Raw genomic sequence first — 16,286 nt, forward strand, 5'->3', positions numbered from 1 at the left:
AAGTTCCCGGGAGTCAGGGCTCGTGCGTCCGCCGGGTGGTGACCGGCTCGCGGTCGCTGGTGAGGTGGCGGGCGGTGTTGACCAGCCCGACCATGCTGAACGCCTGCGGGGTGTTGCCCGCCTGGCGGCGATCCCGGGTGTCGTACTCCTCGCTGAGCAGGCCGACGTCGTTACGCAGCTGGAGCAGCCGTTCGAACAGCCGCCGCGCCTCGGCGGTGCGGCCGGTGCCGTGCAGGGCGTCGGCGAGCCAGAACGAGCAGGCGAGGAAGGCGTTCTCCTTCCCCTCCAGGCCGTCGACACCGCCGTCGGCTTCCGGGTCGTAGCGGCGCAGGAAGCCGTCGTGGTCCAGCTCCCGGCGAACGGCGTCGACGGTGCCGCGCACGCGCCGGTCGGTCCAGGGCAGGAACCCCACGCGCGGCAGGAGCAGGAGGGCGGCGTCGAGGCCGCGCGAGCCGTAGAACTGGGTGAACGTGCCGCGTTCCGCGTCGTAGCCCTTGTCGCAGACGTCCTCGTGGATGCGGTCACGCAGCCGCCGCCAGTGGTCCACGGGCCCGTCGAGGCCGTGGTTCTCGACCGTGCGCACGGCGCGGTCGACCCCGGCCCAGGCCATGACCTTCGAGTGCACGAAGTGCCGGGCCGGGCCGCGGACCTCCCACAGGCCGTTGTCCGGCCGGTCCCAGTGGCCTTCGAGGAAGTCGAGCAGCCCGCGTTGCAGGTCCCACACCGGTTCGACGGCGGGCAGCCCGTCCTCGCGGCACAGGTGCAGCCCGTCGAGGACCTCGCCCCACACGTCGAGCTGGAACTGGCCGGCCGCGGCGTTGCCGACGCGGACCGGCGCGGCGCCCTCGTACCCGTCCAGCCAGTCCACTGTGGACTCCGGGAGCCGCCGCGTGCCGTCGAGCCCGTACAGGATCTGCAGGTCGGCGGGATCGCCCGCGACCGCGCGCACGAGCCATTCGCGCCACGCGCGGGCCTCGTCGGTGTAGCCGGTGCCCAGCAGGGCCTGCAGCGTGAAGGTGGCGTCGCGCAGCCAGCAGTAGCGGTAGTCCCAGTTGCGGGCGCCGCCGAACTGCTCGGGCAGCGACGTCGTGGCGGCGGCGAGGATGCCGCCGGTGGGCCGGTAGGTCAGCGCCTTGAGCGTGACGAGCGCCCGGCGGACCTCGGCGGACCACGGCCCTTCGTAGCGGCACCGGGAGATCCACTCCGTCCAGAAGCGCTCGGTGTCGCGCAGCGAGTCCTCCGGGTCCGCCACCTTCGGATGCGGCAGGTGCGACTCCCGGTAGGTGAGCACGAAGGGGACGCGCTCGCCCGCCGCCACGGTGAACTCCGCGGTGGTGCTCAGATCGTGGCCGTGCAGGGGCACCGGCGTGCGCAGCCACACCGCGTCCGGGCCGGCGACGGCGGCGATCCCCCCGTCCTGGTGCCGCACCCACGGGACGATCGAGCCGTAGTCGAACCGCAGGCGCAGCGACATCCGCATCGGGACGCGGCCCGACACGCCTTCGACGACGCGCACGACGTCCGGCGCTTCGCCGCGCGGGGGCATGAAGTCCAGCACCCGCACGGTGCCGTCCGGGGTGTCCCATTCGCTGGACAGGATGAGCGTGTCGCCCCGGTAACCGCGGCGGGTGGCGGGGCCGCCGGACGCCGGGGCGAGCTGCCACGTTCCGGCGCTGTCGTCGTGCAGCAGGGCGGCGAAGCACGCCGGGGAGTCGAACCGCGGCAGGCACAGCCAGTCGACGGCACCCTCGCGGGAGACGAGCGCCGCGGTGTGCAGGTCGCCGAGCAGGGCGTAGTCCTCGATGAGCGCCACGGCCTCAGTCCTCCAGCATGACGACGACCTTGACGTCGTCTTCGCGGGCGTCGAAGGCGTCGGTCGCCCGATCGAGCGGGACGCGCCGTGTGATCAGGTCTTCCAGCCAGGACGGGTCGGCCTTCGCGAGGGCGTCGGCGGCCGCACGGTAGTGGCGCAGGTTCGCGTTGACCGACCCGAGCACGACGCTGTTCTCCAGCACCAGGTCCCGGTTGACGGTTCCGGCGTCGATGCGCAGCGGGCGGCCGGTCGAGGAGACGCCGGTGAGGCAGACGATGCCGTACGGGGCGGTGCCGGTGATCGCGTCGAACACCACGCTGCCCGCGCCGGTCGCCTCGATCACCACGTCCGGCTGGAGCTTCTTGGTGACCTCGGCGGTGTCCTCGGCATGGTAGGTGGCGCCGAGCCGGCGGACCAAGTCCGGCTTCGGCCCGTCGGTGACCCTGTCCAGCACGTGCACGTCGAGGCCGCGCTGGACGCCGAGCAGGGCGGCGAGCAGCCCGATCGGCCCCGCTCCGGTCACCAGTGCGCGGCGGGGTTCGAACCAGGCCCGCTTGCCCACCCGCCACACCTCGTCCCACGCCTTGGCCACCACGCTGGTCGGCTCCAGCAGCACGCCGGTGCGGTGCAGGCCGGGATCGAGGCGGACGGCGTAGTCCTGCTCCACCGTCCACAGTGTACTGCCGTAGCCGTCGACCTCCTTGATACCGCGCTCGGTGTAGCGGCCGTTGCGGCACATGTCGAACTCGCCGTGCGCGCAGGCCCCGCACGGCTCGGGGTCCGGCCGCCGCACGACGCCGACGACGAGGTCGCCCTCGGTGAAGTCGCTGCCGTCCGGCGCGTGGCGGACCCGGCCCAGGGACTCGTGGCCGAGCACCAGCCGGTCCCGGCCCGGCGGCGCCCAGCCGTAGTCCCCGGCCGCGATCTCCTTGTCGGTGCCGCACACGCCGAGCGCCAGCCCCTCGACGAGCAGTTCGTGCTCCGCGGGCTGCGGGTCGGGCACCTCGGCGACGGCCAGGGACCCGCTCCGGCCGGGGGTGACGGTCAGCGCATGCATGGGGGATTCCTCTCGGTCTGGTGTTCCAGTACAACGCGGACCTGTCCCGCCAGCCACTCGGGCCGTGGCCGCGGGGGCACCGGCCACGCGGCGAGGACCTCGGGCGGTTCGTCCCGCTCGGGTTCGACGGCCAGGCACCAGCCTCGGTCGCTGCTCCACTGGAGCATCAGGAAGCGGCCGGGGTGGCGGGCGGGCCGGTCGGCCAGTGCGATGTAGGCGGTGGAGGGCGCGGCGGCCTCGCTCCAGCAGGCCGCGGGCTCGACTCCGAGGAGCCGCGCGACGGTCTCGACGTAGTGGCGCAACTCCTGGCGCCGTCCGGATTCCGGTTCCGGTTTCACGGTTTCCTCCGCTTCAGCCGACGGCGAAGCGTTCGATGTCGGGTCTGAGCGTCAGCCCGTGCCCGGGCACCGCCGGGTCCGGGGCGACCCGGCCGCCCGCGGGGTCGAGGGCGCCGTCGAAGAAGCGCGACTCGATGCGGTCGTGGTCGGCGAACCATTCGAGGTGCCGGAAGTTCGGTGTCGCGGCCGCCACGTGGGCCGACAGGTTCGGCGCGCAGTGCGCGGACACCTCCCGGTTCGCCGCGGCCGCGACCGCCGCGATCCGGCGCCATTCGGTGTAGCCGCCGCAGCGGGTGACGTCGACCTGCACACAGTCGACGGCCGGGACCAGGCGGGCGAAGTACGGCAGGTCGTAGCCGTACTCCCCCGCCGCGATGTCCACTGTGGTCACTGCCCGCAGCTCGGCGAGCCCGGCCAGGTCGTCGCTGGAGACCGGCTCCTCGAACCAGCGCACGTCGCAGTCTTCCAGTCGTCTGGCGATCCGGCGGGCCTGGCCGACGGAGTAGCCGCCGTTGGCGTCGACGTACAGCTCGGCGTCACGGCCGATCACGGCGCGAGCGGCGCGGACGCGGGCGAGGTCGCGCTCGGGTTCGGTACCCCACGCCTCACCGATCTTGATCTTCACGCGCGGAATGCCCTGCCGGTGCACCCACGTGTCGAGCTGCGTCTCCAGCTGCCGCCTGCTCTGGCTGGTGAACCCGCCGCTGCCGTAGAGCGCGACCTCCGTCCGGGCCCGGCCGAGCAGGCGCGAAACCGGAAGCCCGGCTGTGCGGGCCGCGGCATCCCACAACGCGATGTCCACAGCGGACAGTGCACACGAGACGATGCCGGGGCGGCCGAGGTTGCGGATCCGGTGCTGCATCGCCGTCCACCGCTCGGGCACGTCGAGCACCTCGCGGTCCTGGATCGCCGGGGCGAGCACTCCGGTGACCACGTCGGCCGCCGCGGTGTCGGCGTACGTCCAGCCCACGCCCGTCACGTCGCCGGCCCGGACGTGGACGACCACGATCGTCGTGGCGTCCCAGTCGAGCGTGCCGTCGGACTCCGGCGCCGGGGTGGGGATCCGGTACGCGCGGGCCGTGACGCTGTCGATGGTGGTCACGGCAGCAGTTCCTGGGCTTTGGTTTTGAGGCCTTGGGCCATGAGGTGCCAGGCGTTGGGGTCGCCTTTGAGGACGGCTTCGGCGGCGGATTTCATTTGTTCGAAGGTGGCGTGTGGGGGGATGGGTGGGACTTCGGGGTCGCAGCGCACGTCGAGCAGGGCGGGTTTGTCGGCGGCCAGCGCGCGGTCCCAGGCGGGGCCGAGCTGGTCGGGGTGCTCGACGGCGATGGCTTCGAAGCCGAGGGAGCGGGCGATTTCGGCGTAGGAGATGTCGGGCAGGGATTGGGATTCCTCGAACTTCGGTGCCCCGCCCATCGCGCGCAGTTCCCAGGTGACCTGGTTGAGGTCGTTGTTGTGGAACACGCACACCACCAGCCGCGGATCGGTCCACAGGTGCCGGTAGCGGGCGATGGTGATCAGCTCGGCCAGCCCGTTCATCTGCATCGCCCCGTCCCCTTCGAGCGCGATGACCGGCCGGTCGGGGTGGGCGAACTTCGCCCCGATCGCATACGGCACCCCCGGCCCCATCGTCGCCAACGTCCCCGAGAGGGTGGAACGCACCCGGCCGCGGATCTTGAGGTTACGGGCGTACCAGTTCGTCGAGGACCCGGAATCCGCGGTGATGATCGCGTCGTCGGGCAGGCGGGTGGAGAGTTCGTGCACGATCCGCATCGGGTTGACCGGGTTCGCCTCCAGCATCGCCTGCGAGGTGACGGTGTCCCACCAGTCGGTGACGTTGCGCTCGATCGTCTCCCGCCACGACCGGTCGCTCTTACGGGTCAGCATCGGCAGCAGGGCGCGCAGCGTGGCCTGGGCTTCGCCGACCAGGTTGACCTCGGTCGGATACCGCATCCCGATCATCGACCCGTCCAGGTCGATCTGCACGGCACGGGCCTGGCCGAACTCGGGCAGGAACTGGCTGTAGGGAAAGTTCGAGCCCACGATCAGCAGGGTGTCGCAGTCGCGCATCAGCTCATACGACGGGCGCGTGCCCAAAAGCCCGATCGACCCGGTCACATACGGCAGGTCATCGGGCAGCACATCCTTACCCAACAACGCCTTCGCCACCCCCGCCCCGGTCACCTCGGCCAGCTCCCGCACCTCCGCGGCGGCGTTACGCGCACCCTGACCGATCAGGATCGCGACCTTCTCCCCGGCGTTGAGGATTTCCGCGGCGTGGGCGAGTTCGTCCTCCGGCGGAATCGTCACCGGATGCGGCCACCCGGGCGCGCTCGAGGGCACCTGCTTGAACGCGTGCCCGGGCGGGGAGTACGGGGATTCCTGCAGATCCGCCGGGATGATCACCGCGGTCGGGGCCCGCTTCGCCAACGCGGTGCGGATCGCGCGGTCCAGCGCATTCGGCAGCTGCTCGGCGACGTTGACCTCGACCAGATACTCACTGGCCACGTCCTTGTACAACGCCTGCAAATCCACTTCCTGCTGATACGCACCCCCCATCGCGCTGCGCGCGGTCTGGCCCACGATCGCGACCACCGGCACATGATCCAGCTTCGCGTCGTACAACCCGTTCAACAGATGAATCGCCCCCGGCCCCGAGGTCGCCAGGCACACCCCGACCTGACCGGAAAACTTCGCAAACCCCACCGCCTCGAACGCGGCCATCTCCTCATGCCGCGCCTGCACGAACCGCGGCTGGTTGTCCGCCCTCCCGAACGACGCCACAATCCCGTTGATCCCATCGCCCGGATAGGCGAAAACCTGCTCAACACCCCACTCACGCAACCGCCGCAACAGGTAGTCGCCCACTGTCTCGTTCATGCCTTCATTCCCTTCCGGACAAGTCGAACACCGCTCCACAGCAGGGCTCCCGCCGCTGCGAGCGCTCCTGCCTTCGCCGCCGGGCCCGGTGCCCCGGGACGGGGCGCGAGCCGCCGTTCGGGCTCCGCGCCGGGACTTCCGGGAGCCGCGGCCAGCAGCTCGGCCAGGTGCATCGCCTCCCGGCCACCGCTGTCGAGCTGGGAAATCTGCGTGCGGCAGCTGAACCCGTCGGCCAGCACTGCCACGTCCCGCTCCGTCTCACGCAATCTCGGCAGCAGCACCCGCTCCGCGCAGGCCTCGCTGACCTCCAGGTGCCCGGGCTCGAACCCGAAGTTGCCCGCCAGCCCGCAGCAGCCCGAGTCGAGCTGCTCGGCGTCGACGCCCGCCTGCCGCAGCAGCTCGCGGTCGGCGTCCCAGCCCAGCACGGCGTGCTGGTGGCAGTGCACCTGCGCCACCGCCCGCACGGCCTCCTCGCCGAACGCGGGCGGCCGGTAGCCCGGGGACTTCTCCGTCAGCAGCTCGGCGAGCGTCACGGTCTGCTCCCGCAGCCGCCGCACGTCCTGGTCCTCGGGGAACAGCTCGGCCGCGTCCGAGCGGAACACCGCCGCGCACGAAGGTTCGAGCGCCAGCACCAGGCCGCCGTCACGCAGGTGCGGCGCGAGCGCCCGTGCCGTGCGGCCGAGCACCTTCTTGCCGGTCGCGAGCTGGCCCGTCGAGATCCACGTCAGCCCGCAGCACAACGGTTCCGCCGGCATCGTGACCCGCCAGCCCGCGTCCTCGGCGACCTGCACCGCGGCGGCGCCGATGTGCGGGTGGAAGTGGTTGGTGAACGTGTCCGGCCACAGCAGCACCGTGCCCCGCACGCCCTGGCCCCGCGGACCGCGCCGCGCGAACCACTGCTGCAGCGTCTCCCCCGCGAACAACGGGACCTCCCGCCGCTCGACACCCGCGACGGCCACCGCGAGCCGCGACAGCAGCGGCGCGTGCGTGACCGCGTTGAGCACCGGCCCCAGCCGCGTGCGCCCCACGAGCTGCGCCACCACCGGCAGCCAGCCCATCGCCAGGTGCGCCCGCGGCCGCCGCCACTGCCGTCCCGCGTAGTGGTGCGCGAGGAACTCCGCCTTGTAGGTCGCCATGTCCACATTGGCCGGACAGTCGGTCTTGCAGCCCTTGCACGCCAGGCACAGGTCGAGCGCCTCGCGCACCTCGTCCGAGCGCCAGCCGTCGGTGAGCGGGCCGTCGCCGTGCCCGTTCAGCATCTCGAACAGCAGCCGCGCCCGGCCGCGCGTCGAGTGCTCCTCCTCGCCGGTCACCTGGTACGACGGGCACATCACCTGGTGTCCCTCGGTGACGTGCTGGCGGCAGCGCCCCACGCCGACGCACCGGTTCGCCGCCTCGGCGAAGGAGCCGCCGTCGTGCGGGAACCGGAAGAACAGGTCCTGCGGGGTCGCCGGAGCCCAGTCGCCGCCGAGGCGCAGGTGCGCGTCCAGCGGCGCCGGCGCGACGACCTTGCCGGGGTTCATCCGGTTGCCCGGGTCGAAGATCGCCTTGAGCTGCCCGAAGGCCCGCGAGATCTCCGGCCCGAACATCTTCGGCAGCAGCTCGCCGCGGGTCTGCCCGTCGCCGTGCTCGCCCGACAGCGAACCGCCGAACTCCACCACCAGGTCCGCGGCCGCCTCCAGGAAGCGGCGGTAGGTGGCCACCCCGTCGGCGGTGTAGAGGTCGAACGGGATGCGCGTGTGCACGCAGCCCTGGCCGAAGTGCCCGTACAGCGCGGGGCCGGTGTCGCTCGCGTACCCGAACTCCTCGTACAGCTTCCGCAGCCGCCGCAGGTAGTCGCCGAGGCGTTCGGGCGGGACGGCGGAGTCCTCCCAGCCCTCGAACGTGTCCGGCCGGTGCGGCACGTGGGCGGTGGCGCCGAGCCCGGCTTCGCGGACCTGCCACAGCTCCTTCTCGTGCCGCGGGTCGTCGAGGAAGGCCACGGTGGGGTCGTGCTCGGTGTCGCGCAGCGCGTCGAGCATCCGGTGCGCCTGGGCGTCCGCCTCCTCCTCGGTGTCCGCGCCGAACTGCACCATCAGGAACGCGCGGCCCTCGGGCAGCTCCCGCAGGGCCTCCGGGTTGAGGTGCTTGATCTGCTCGTCGCGGATGAGCTTCGCGTCCAGCCCCTCCAGCGCGATCGGCTCGTGCGGCAGGATCGACGTGACCGCGTCGCCCGCCTTCGCCACGTCCGGATAGCCGAGCACCACCAGCGTGCGCTCGCGGACCACGGGCACCAGCTTCAGCTCCGCCCGCAGCACGGTGACCAAAGTGGACTCACTGCCCACCAGCAGGCCGCCGACGTCGAAACCGTGCTCGGGCAGCAGCGAGTCCAGGTTGTACCCGGACACCCGCCGCGGGATGTCGGGGAAGCGCGCGCGGATCTCGTCGCCGTACTGGTCACGCAGCGCTCGCAGCTGCCGGTAGATCGCCGCCTTCGGGTCGCCGCGGCGCTCGATCTCCGCGTACTCCTCGTCCGTGGTGGGGCCGCACCAGAAGCGCGTGCCGTCGTAGCAGAGCACTTCGAGCGCCGCGATGTTGTCGACGACCTTGCCCGTGCGCTGCGCGGTGGCCCCGCACGAGTTGTTGCCGATCATCCCGCCCAGCGTGCAGTTCGGGTGCGTCGCGGGCTCCGGCCCGAAGCGCAGCCCGGTGTCCGCGAGCTGCCGGTTGAGGTCGTCGAGCACGATCCCCGGCTGCACGACGCACGTGCGCGCTCCGGCGTCGACCGACTCCAGCCGGTGGCAGTACTTCGACCAGTCGAGCACCACGGCGGCGTTGGTGCACTGGCCGGCGAGGCTCGTCCCGCCACCGCGGGAGAGCACCGGCGCGCCGTGCTCGCGCGCCACGGCGATGGCCTCGGCCCCGGCCTCGGGTGTTCGGGGCACCACGACCCCGATCGGCACCTGCCGGAAGTTCGAGGCGTCGGTCGAATAGGCCGCACGGGTGCCCGCGTCGAACCGGACCTCACCGTCCACCCGCTCCCGCAGTGCGGCGGCCAGCGCGACGCTGTCCGTTTCCTGGTTTTCGTGCCGGATCACCGGCTCCGGCAGGTTCGTCGTACTCACCCGACCTCCCTCGTCCGTCTCCCTCTACAATACTTGCGTGACGCAAAAGTGCACGCCGGACGACGACGGGGACGCGGCACTGGCCGCGCTGCGGGCGATGGTGTTCATCGGTGACGCCACCCTCGCGAAGGTCACCGGCCAGCTGACCCTCACGCAGTTTCGCGCCCTGCGCACCGTGGCCGACCGGACACCGGTGACGATGACGCGGGTCGCACAGGAGCTGGGGCTGAACCCTTCGTCCGTTACGCGTGCCTGCGAACGCCTTGTCTCACTCGACCTGGTGAACCGCGCGCAGAACCCCCTCAACCGGCGGGAGACCCTGCTGGCCCCGACGGCACGCGGACGGCAGATCGTGGAGCAGGTGGACGCCGACCGCAGGGCGGTGCTCGGCTCGGTGCTGGACCGGCTGCCCCCGCAGCGGCGCGCCGCCGTGCTGGCGGCCTTCCGGGACTTCGCGACGGCGGCGTCGCCGGAAAGTTGATTGCGCAACGCAAGTTTTCCGGCCCCTCACTGAATCCGGTGACTGAACTGGCAGTTTCAGAACCTCCGTGCTTTGGTTCGCGGGACCCGAATCCGCGTCCACAATGGAGGAAAACGTGAAACGACTTGCTGTCGTCACCGCCGTTGCCGTCGCTTTCTGCTGCGCCGGTGGTGGCCTGGCTTCCGCCGCCACGTCTTCGGACGACAGCGGGAAGCCGACGCCGTCGTTCGAGACCGCGTACCCGGACTTCAAGGAGGGTGGCGCCGCACTGGGCTACGGGGTGGCCTCGCTGTTCGCCTCCGGCACCACCGCGATCGTGATCGCCCCGGCGGTGCTCAAGCAGTCGCTGCGCCACGTCCGCGGTTGATTTCCCCGCCGCGGGGGCCGGCTGCGGCCCCCGCGGCTCAATTCTGGAGGGAATCGTGCGCACACTGTCGCAGGAAGAGCATTTCCGCACCGGCGTTTCCGGGGATTTCGCAACCGGTGCGCGCCGGTTCCACAGCGCCGCGACCCGCCTGCTCCTGAGCGGCGACGGGCTGACCACCACGATGCTCGAAGCGTGGGCACGGGGTCCGATGTGCCTGGTGTCGCGGAACTGCCGGCTCGCGTTCCCGGTGCCGCCGGACGCGGAGGAGCTCCTGCGTGTGCGCGACCGCCCGGTCCTGGTGCGCGAGTCGGCGCTGGCCGATCCGGGCGGGCGGATCTGGTCGGTCAACTCCGTGGTGGCGAACCTCGACCTGAACGCGACCGCGGCTCGTTGCTTCACCGGCGCCGAACCGCTCGGCGCGGCGCTGAAAGCGGCCGGGGTGGCCTGCCGCCGCACGATGGTCCGCGCCGGGCGCCGTCCCTGGTCCGGGGAGCCGGCGGCGTTCCGCACCTACGTGCTGTGGTTCGAGGACCAGCCGCTGGCCGCCATCCGCGAGACCTTCAACCCCGCCCTGGTCGACGCCGGACTGGCGGAAACGCCGTGACACCAAGGCTTTCCACCCAGGTGGGCATCATCGGCGCGGGCCCCGCGGGACTGGTGGCCGCCCACGTACTGCTTCGCTCCGGAATCGACTGCTGTGTCGTCGAGCGGAACACGCGGGAGCAGGTCGAGCAGCGGGCGCGGGCGGGACTGCGCGAACACCGCGTGGCGGACTACCTGCGCGGGCACGGACTGCCCTGCGGGCGGAGCACGTCGGGCGCGGCCGACTTCGTGTGCGAGGACCAGCGCATCCGGGTGTCCTACCGGGAGTTGTCCGGCGGTTTCACCCGCTGGGTCCACCCTCAGCAGCTCCTCGTTCGCGACCTGCTCACCGCACTGGACACAGTGGACCGTTCACCGCGCTTCGGCTGTGCGGCGCTGGCGATCTCGGCCCCGCTGGAACGGCCGGTGATCGAATGCGCGGACCTCGACCTCGCCTGTGACTTCGTCCTCGCCTGCGACGGGTCCGGCGGCCCCAGCGCCCGGCTCTTCGCCGCGGCGGGACTTCCGCCGGCCACCCGCCGCCATCGCTGCGACTGGCTCACCGTGCTCGCCGACGTCGAACGGCCGGTGGACGGAGCCGTGTACGCCCTGCACCGCGACGGATTCGCGGGCCTGATGCCACGCGCGGGCACCACGGCCCGCCTGTACCTCCAGATTCCCGCGGGAGGCCCGCTGGAATCGTGGCGCGAGCGGGACATCCGCGACCGCTTCGCCCGCCGGATGGGGACGACCGCTCCCCTGCTCCCCGCCCTCCGCGAAATCGCGGAAGTCGGGGTGGTGCGGATGCGCAGCAGCAGCCTTCCCGTGGCCCGGCTGGGAAAGCTGCTGGTCGCCGGAGACGCCGCGCACCTGCTGACGCCCACCGGCGCCAAGGGTATGAACCTCGCCATCGCCGACGCCGCCGACGCGGCGCACTCCCTCATCAGCTGGTACCACCACGGCGATCCCGGGGACCTGGCCGGATATTCGGCCCGCCGCGTCGAGGACGCCCGGCTCACCCAGGAGTTCTCCGGCTGGATGCTGGACCTGCTGCACGTGCCCAGCGGGCCCGAAGTGCTGTCGGGCAAACGCGAAACCATCGAGAGCATCGCTGTACCAGGCCCGGCGGGCGAGGCGTTCGCCCACCGTTACGCCGGATCCGGCGCGGGCGCCGACAACCGGGTCCCGCTGCCCGAGGTGGGTGTCCACTCGGCATGATCGCTCTCGCCCCGAAACTCAAGGCGCTGTACGGGCTTTCGCGCGGTACGCAGGCGATGCTCAGCGTCGCGCAACCCGTCGTCGCGGCGCTCGTCGCGCCGGGTGACCCCGCACCGGCGCGGATCGTCGTGCTGGTGGTGGCCGCGCTGACCGGGTTCGCCGCTGTCCTCGCCCTCAACGACCTGGTCGACGCGCACCTCGACCGGCAACGCCGCGACCACACCGGTCCCCAGGGCGTGCGGGACATCGAGAACGCCGGCGGCAGGCATCCGGTGGCGCAGGGACAACTGCCGTGGGGAGCCGCGCTGGCCTGGGTGACCGGGCTGTTGTCGGTGACGCTGGTGGCGACCGCGCTGCTGGGCTGGGTGTGCGTGGTGCTGTTCCTGGCAGCCGTCGCGCTGGAGGTCGGCTACTGCCGCCTGGCCAGGACGACCTGCGCCAAGACCGTGCTCAGCGGCATCATGATCGCGGTCGGTGCGACCGTCGGCTGGTTCGCCGTCACGAGCGAGGTCGACCCGCTGCGGTTGGGGCTGCTCGTGCTGTGGATGGTGGCGTGGGAGATCGGCGGGCGCAACATTCCCAACGACCTCGCCGACGTCGACGAGGACACCCGGATGGGCATCAGGACGGTTCCGGTCGTGCGCGGAGTGCACACCAGTGCCGTCCTGGTTTTCGTCGCACTGGTGGTGGCGAGCGCCGCGAGCATCGCGTTGGTGCTCGCGGCCCGCCCCGGCGTCGTCGGGCTGGCCGGCTCGGTGGCCGCCGCCGTCTACGCGCTGCTCCTCCCCGGTGTCCGGCTGCTGCGCGCACCCGGCCCGTCCACGGCGCTGTCGGCGTTCAACCGCGCCAGTTTCCACCCGGTCCTGGTCCTCATCGTGGTGCTAGCGTGACGCTCTTCGAGGCGGTCAGGCCGCCCGCGGAGACCGTGACGGTGACCGTTCCCGGCCGCAGGGCGGTCAGCGTGCCGGCCGAGGAATCGAGCAGCGCCACCGTCTTCGGCCCCCGCCGGGCAGGCACGACCGCCAGGCCGGGCCCGCCGCCCCACGTGACGCTCGCCGGGAAACGCAGCGGGAACCGCAGGCCGAACTCGCTCGTGACGCCGGTCGCCGAGACCGGCGCCGACGTGCCCACCGGAACGCGGTCCGGAACCGTCAGCTCGATCCCGTCGATCAGCGGCCTGCTCTCGGCCTGCAGCCAGTCCCGCGTCTCCGGGCTCGGCTGCCCGGGCCTGATCCGCGCCGGCCGCGGGTCGACGCCGACGGACATCCAGCCGAAGAACCCGCCCTGGTCGGGCGAGCTGTAGGGCGTCTTGCCGACGGCCGGGGTGGTCACGTCCAGCACGCCGTCGGCGCGGGTGACCGACGCGGTGTGCGCGTGCCCGGTGAACAACGCGACCGGTTTGCCCGAGGTCTCCCGGAAGTCGGCGAGCCAGCGCTTGAACAACGCCGCTTCGAGCTGGTCGGACAGCTGCGACGCGCCCGCGCCCGACGGGTCCTGCAGCGGGTGGTGGAACGAGACCACGACACCGGTCACCGAGCGGTCCTTCGCGGCCTTCGCCAGCTCGTCCCGCAGCAGGGGAACCTGGCCCCAGTCCGAGGTGCGCAGGTCGCCGGTGTGGGAGTCCAGCAGGAGGAACCGGGTGCCCTTGTGGTCGAAGACCTGCCGGTTCGGCCTGCCCGTGGCGGCGAGGAACGCGTCGAGCCCGCCGGTCGCCGACAGCCCGGCCTCGTGGTTGCCCGGCGTCCAATACACCGGCAGGCCCGCCGGCACGTGGTCACGCAGCAGGCCGTTGGCGAGCTCGAAGTCGGCGGGCGTGTTGTTGTCCACGAAGTCGCCGTTGATCAGCAGGAAGTCGGGCTCGCTCGCGACGGCCTGCGTGAGCGCGATGGCCGCCTGGTGGCCGGAGAACGAGTCCAGCCCGGCGGCGGCGCTGACGTGCAGGTCGGACAGCACGGCGAAGGTCCAGCGGCCGGGCCCGACCCCGCCCTGCTCGACCACGGACGGGTCCGGCTGCGGCGGCTCGCTCGTGCCGGGCTGCTGCCCGACCTGCGCGGCGAGCCCGTCGAAGTCCAGCTGCCCGGCGTTCTTGTTGGTCTGCGTGGTTTCCGCGAGGTAGACCCGCGACAGCGTGATGGGCTCGGAGAACCCGGCGGGGAGGTCGCCGGTGACGCGGCGCCAGCCCGTCCAGTCGACCACCGTGGCGAAGGTGAACGGCACGTTCGTCGTGCCCTGCGAGGACAGCATCGCGCGCAGCCAGTGGTTCCTGCCGTCGCCGTTGACCCACAGCGCGAGCCGCTTCGCCCCGGCGGGCAGGGTGATCGGGGCGGTCACCGCGTAGGCGGCGGAGGTGCTGGGCTGGCCGGTGAAGTCGTAGCTCAGGCGCAGGGCGTGGTTGTCCGCAGTGGCCCCGGGCCGGTCGGGAGCGACGACGAAGGCGACCGACGCCGTGCCCCGCGCGGCGGCCGCGGTCCAGCCCTCGCCCGGCTCGAACTCGGCCAGCGGAACGTCGATCAGGCCCACCGACACGGGCAGCTTCGCCGTCAGCGTGCCCACCGTCGCCGTGATGGTCGCCGACTTCCCGCCGGTGCTTCCGGTGATGCCGAAGCTGCCGTCGGCCGCGGCCGTGACCGTGAGCACCCCGCGGTCGTAGTCGAGCCGCACGTCGCGGGGCGCCACCGGCGCGTCGAACCCGTCGGCGTCGTAGCCGGTGAGCCGGACGTTCGCCGTGGCGCCCGGGTCGATCGTGACCGACCGCTGGGTGAAGGCCAGCCGGTGCAGCTCGCCGACCACGCGCAGGTCGTGCTCGCCCGAGGCGGCGCCGGAACGGGCCCGCAGCTTCCCCGAACCTGGTTGCCGGGCACGGAAAACGCCGTCGCGGGCCGAGCCCAGCGAGCCCGGCTCGGCGGTCCAGGAGACCGGGCGCCGGACTTCCGCCGGTGCCCAGGTCTCGTCGTAGCCGGCGACGGCGAGATCCAGGGTGAGCCCGGGCACCACGCGATCGGCACCGGGCCGCACGTCGAGCCCGCGCAGTGTGCCCGATCCCTGGGGGCCGAACAGGCCCACACCGTCGGGGACGGGACGCTCGCTGCCGTCCGAAGGCGTGTTGACGACACCGGCCGACGTGTCGCCCGGGCGCCGGGCGACCAGTTCGGTCGAGCCACCGCCGTCGAGCATGAAGGCTTCGGTCGCGCCCAGGCGCACCAGCAGCTTGGCCATCTCGTCGAAGCTCAGCCCCGCGGAGAAGTTCGCCGAACCGTCGACCGCGACCAGCAGGAGCCGGTGCCCGCCGTCGAGCCAGCCGATCGCCGTGCGCGGCTTGAGCGCGTCGTTGCCGGTGTCGGGCGGGAAGTCGACCGCACTACCGCCGCGCACCAGGACCGCCCCGCTGCCGAGCGCCATCGTGAGGGGCGACGACGCGTCGGTCAGCGGGGTGAACGTGACCGCGACCGGGTCGCCGGTCCGCGCGGAGGCGAGCTGCGCCGCGGCCGCGCCGCGACCGAGAACGATCAGCCCGTCCGCCGGCACGGCGGTGCCGGTGAGCCCGCCGTTGCTCGCGGTGATCCTGCCGCCCGTGACGACGAGTTCGGTGTAGGGCCCGGGATCCGCGATGAACGTGCGCTGCCCCGCACCCCACTGCGGGGTGAACACGGCGATCCCGTCGGCCGGCACGGTCGCAGAGTTGAGCGCGGCGAGCGGCCGCTGCACGCTCCCCACCGTGACCACGCCGGTGATCGTGAGGTCGGCGAGCCGGGCGACGCGGTCGGCGCCGATCGCGGCGACCGTCGCCGGCTGGTTCGTGCCCTTGCGCACCTGGCCGTGCTGGATCTCCGGGCCTTCGGCGGCGTCGGTCTCGGTGATGTCGAAGTAGTCGCCGTTGACGGCGGCGACGGCGCGCTGCGCGGCGGCGGCCTGCGACAGCGCCCGCGGTTCGCTCACCTTGTCCGCGACGAGGTCCACGCCGACGGCCTCGTTCCGCAGGTCGGCGTTGAGCACGTGCACCCGCAGCCAGCCGGAGCGGCCGAAGGTGTCGAACGACGTGAGCACGATTCCCGGCGCCACCGGGTAGTCGGCGCGGCCGGCCTCGATGGACTCCCCGGGCACGGTGGTCCGGTAGTCCGGCACGCGGTAGCCGCCCGGCGCGGGCCCCGCCCCGGGGGCGAAAGCGGTCGCGGGACGGGGATCGGCGGTCGCGGTGCCGCCGAACGTCACGAGCCCGGCGGCGGCCACGGCCCCGGCGATCAGCCCGCGGCGCGTGATTTCGTTTTCTTCGCTCACGATCGGCCAAGCTATTGCTCATCGCCGACCGGGGGATGAACGGCAGGGGGAGAACGGCGAAAGGCGTTGTTTCCGTCCGGTTCAGGAACGCGCGGACGAACGAGTGATTCCGCCGCGGAACCGGGTGCGCGCCCCGGAATTTCTGTTATCGAGGAAACGTGGCCCAGGAAA

Annotated in this window: 12 protein-coding genes; 5 read left to right on the top strand and 7 right to left on the bottom strand. The window is 72.4% G+C overall.

The annotated features are described in order from the left end of the window. Nucleotides 1-13: 13 nt before the first annotated feature. The 6 genes from FHX82_RS25115 to FHX82_RS25140 are packed head-to-tail and all read right to left on the bottom strand — an operon-like array spanning nt 14 to nt 9,192. Nucleotides 14-1,813, bottom strand: a complete 1,800-nt coding sequence (locus FHX82_RS25115; RefSeq protein WP_145935324.1) for a glycoside hydrolase family 15 protein — start codon at nt 1,811-1,813, stop codon at nt 14-16. Nucleotides 1,814-1,817: 4 nt separating this feature from the next. Next, on the bottom strand, nt 1,818-2,870 hold the full coding sequence (locus FHX82_RS25120; protein ID WP_145935325.1) for a glucose 1-dehydrogenase: 1,053 nt from the start codon (nt 2,868-2,870) through the stop codon (nt 1,818-1,820). Continuing rightward, nucleotides 2,858-3,208 (bottom strand): DUF6292 family protein, encoded by a 351-nt coding sequence (locus FHX82_RS25125; protein ID WP_145935326.1) that lies wholly within the window; start codon nt 3,206-3,208, stop codon nt 2,858-2,860. Before FHX82_RS25125 ends, FHX82_RS25120 begins: the two co-directional genes overlap by 13 nt. Nucleotides 3,209-3,221: 13 nt before the next feature. Next, nucleotides 3,222-4,310 carry an enolase C-terminal domain-like protein gene (locus FHX82_RS25130; protein WP_145935327.1) on the bottom strand — a complete coding sequence of 363 codons (1,089 nt, stop codon included), beginning with the start codon at nt 4,308-4,310 and terminating at the stop codon, nt 3,222-3,224. Beyond that, nucleotides 4,307-6,088, bottom strand: coding sequence for a thiamine pyrophosphate-requiring protein (locus tag FHX82_RS25135; protein ID WP_183176825.1), 1,782 nt, complete (start codon nt 6,086-6,088; stop codon nt 4,307-4,309). Before FHX82_RS25135 ends, FHX82_RS25130 begins: the two co-directional genes overlap by 4 nt. Beyond that, nucleotides 6,085-9,192: an FAD-binding and (Fe-S)-binding domain-containing protein gene (locus FHX82_RS25140; protein ID WP_145936487.1), complete on the bottom strand. Its 3,108-nt coding sequence runs from the start codon at nt 9,190-9,192 to the stop codon at nt 6,085-6,087. Before FHX82_RS25140 ends, FHX82_RS25135 begins: the two co-directional genes overlap by 4 nt. Nucleotides 9,193-9,229: 37 nt before the next feature. Between FHX82_RS25140 and FHX82_RS25145 the strand changes: the two genes are divergently transcribed. From FHX82_RS25145 to FHX82_RS25165, 5 genes are all read left to right on the top strand, one after another. Next, complete coding sequence (locus tag FHX82_RS25145) at nt 9,230-9,673, top strand: MarR family winged helix-turn-helix transcriptional regulator (protein ID WP_229880367.1); 444 nt, start codon at nt 9,230-9,232, stop codon at nt 9,671-9,673. 115 nt (nt 9,674-9,788) lie between these two features. Continuing rightward, on the top strand, nt 9,789-10,040 hold the full coding sequence (locus tag FHX82_RS25150) for a hypothetical protein (RefSeq protein WP_145936486.1): 252 nt from the start codon (nt 9,789-9,791) through the stop codon (nt 10,038-10,040). A gap of 55 nt (nt 10,041-10,095) precedes the next feature. Further along, nucleotides 10,096-10,644 carry a hypothetical protein gene (locus tag FHX82_RS25155; protein WP_183176814.1) on the top strand — a complete coding sequence of 183 codons (549 nt, stop codon included), beginning with the start codon at nt 10,096-10,098 and terminating at the stop codon, nt 10,642-10,644. After that, nucleotides 10,641-11,840 (top strand): FAD-dependent monooxygenase, encoded by a 1,200-nt coding sequence (locus FHX82_RS25160; protein WP_183176815.1) that lies wholly within the window; start codon nt 10,641-10,643, stop codon nt 11,838-11,840. Before FHX82_RS25155 ends, FHX82_RS25160 begins: the two co-directional genes overlap by 4 nt. Beyond that, nucleotides 11,837-12,730 (top strand): UbiA prenyltransferase family protein, encoded by an 894-nt coding sequence (locus tag FHX82_RS25165; protein ID WP_221216501.1) that lies wholly within the window; start codon nt 11,837-11,839, stop codon nt 12,728-12,730. Before FHX82_RS25160 ends, FHX82_RS25165 begins: the two co-directional genes overlap by 4 nt. Here the strand turns inward: FHX82_RS25165 and FHX82_RS25170 are convergent. Beyond that, the gene (locus FHX82_RS25170) at nt 12,711-16,115 is read right to left on the bottom strand and encodes a phosphodiester glycosidase family protein (protein ID WP_145936484.1); all 3,405 of its coding nucleotides are present in this window, start codon (nt 16,113-16,115) and stop codon (nt 12,711-12,713) included. The two genes, FHX82_RS25165 and FHX82_RS25170, sit on opposite strands and share 20 nt — an antisense overlap. Between the last annotated feature and the right edge of the window lie 171 nt (nt 16,116-16,286).

Source organism: Amycolatopsis bartoniae, assembly GCF_014191255.1.
Classification (GTDB): domain Bacteria; phylum Actinomycetota; class Actinomycetes; order Mycobacteriales; family Pseudonocardiaceae; genus Amycolatopsis_E; species Amycolatopsis_E bartoniae.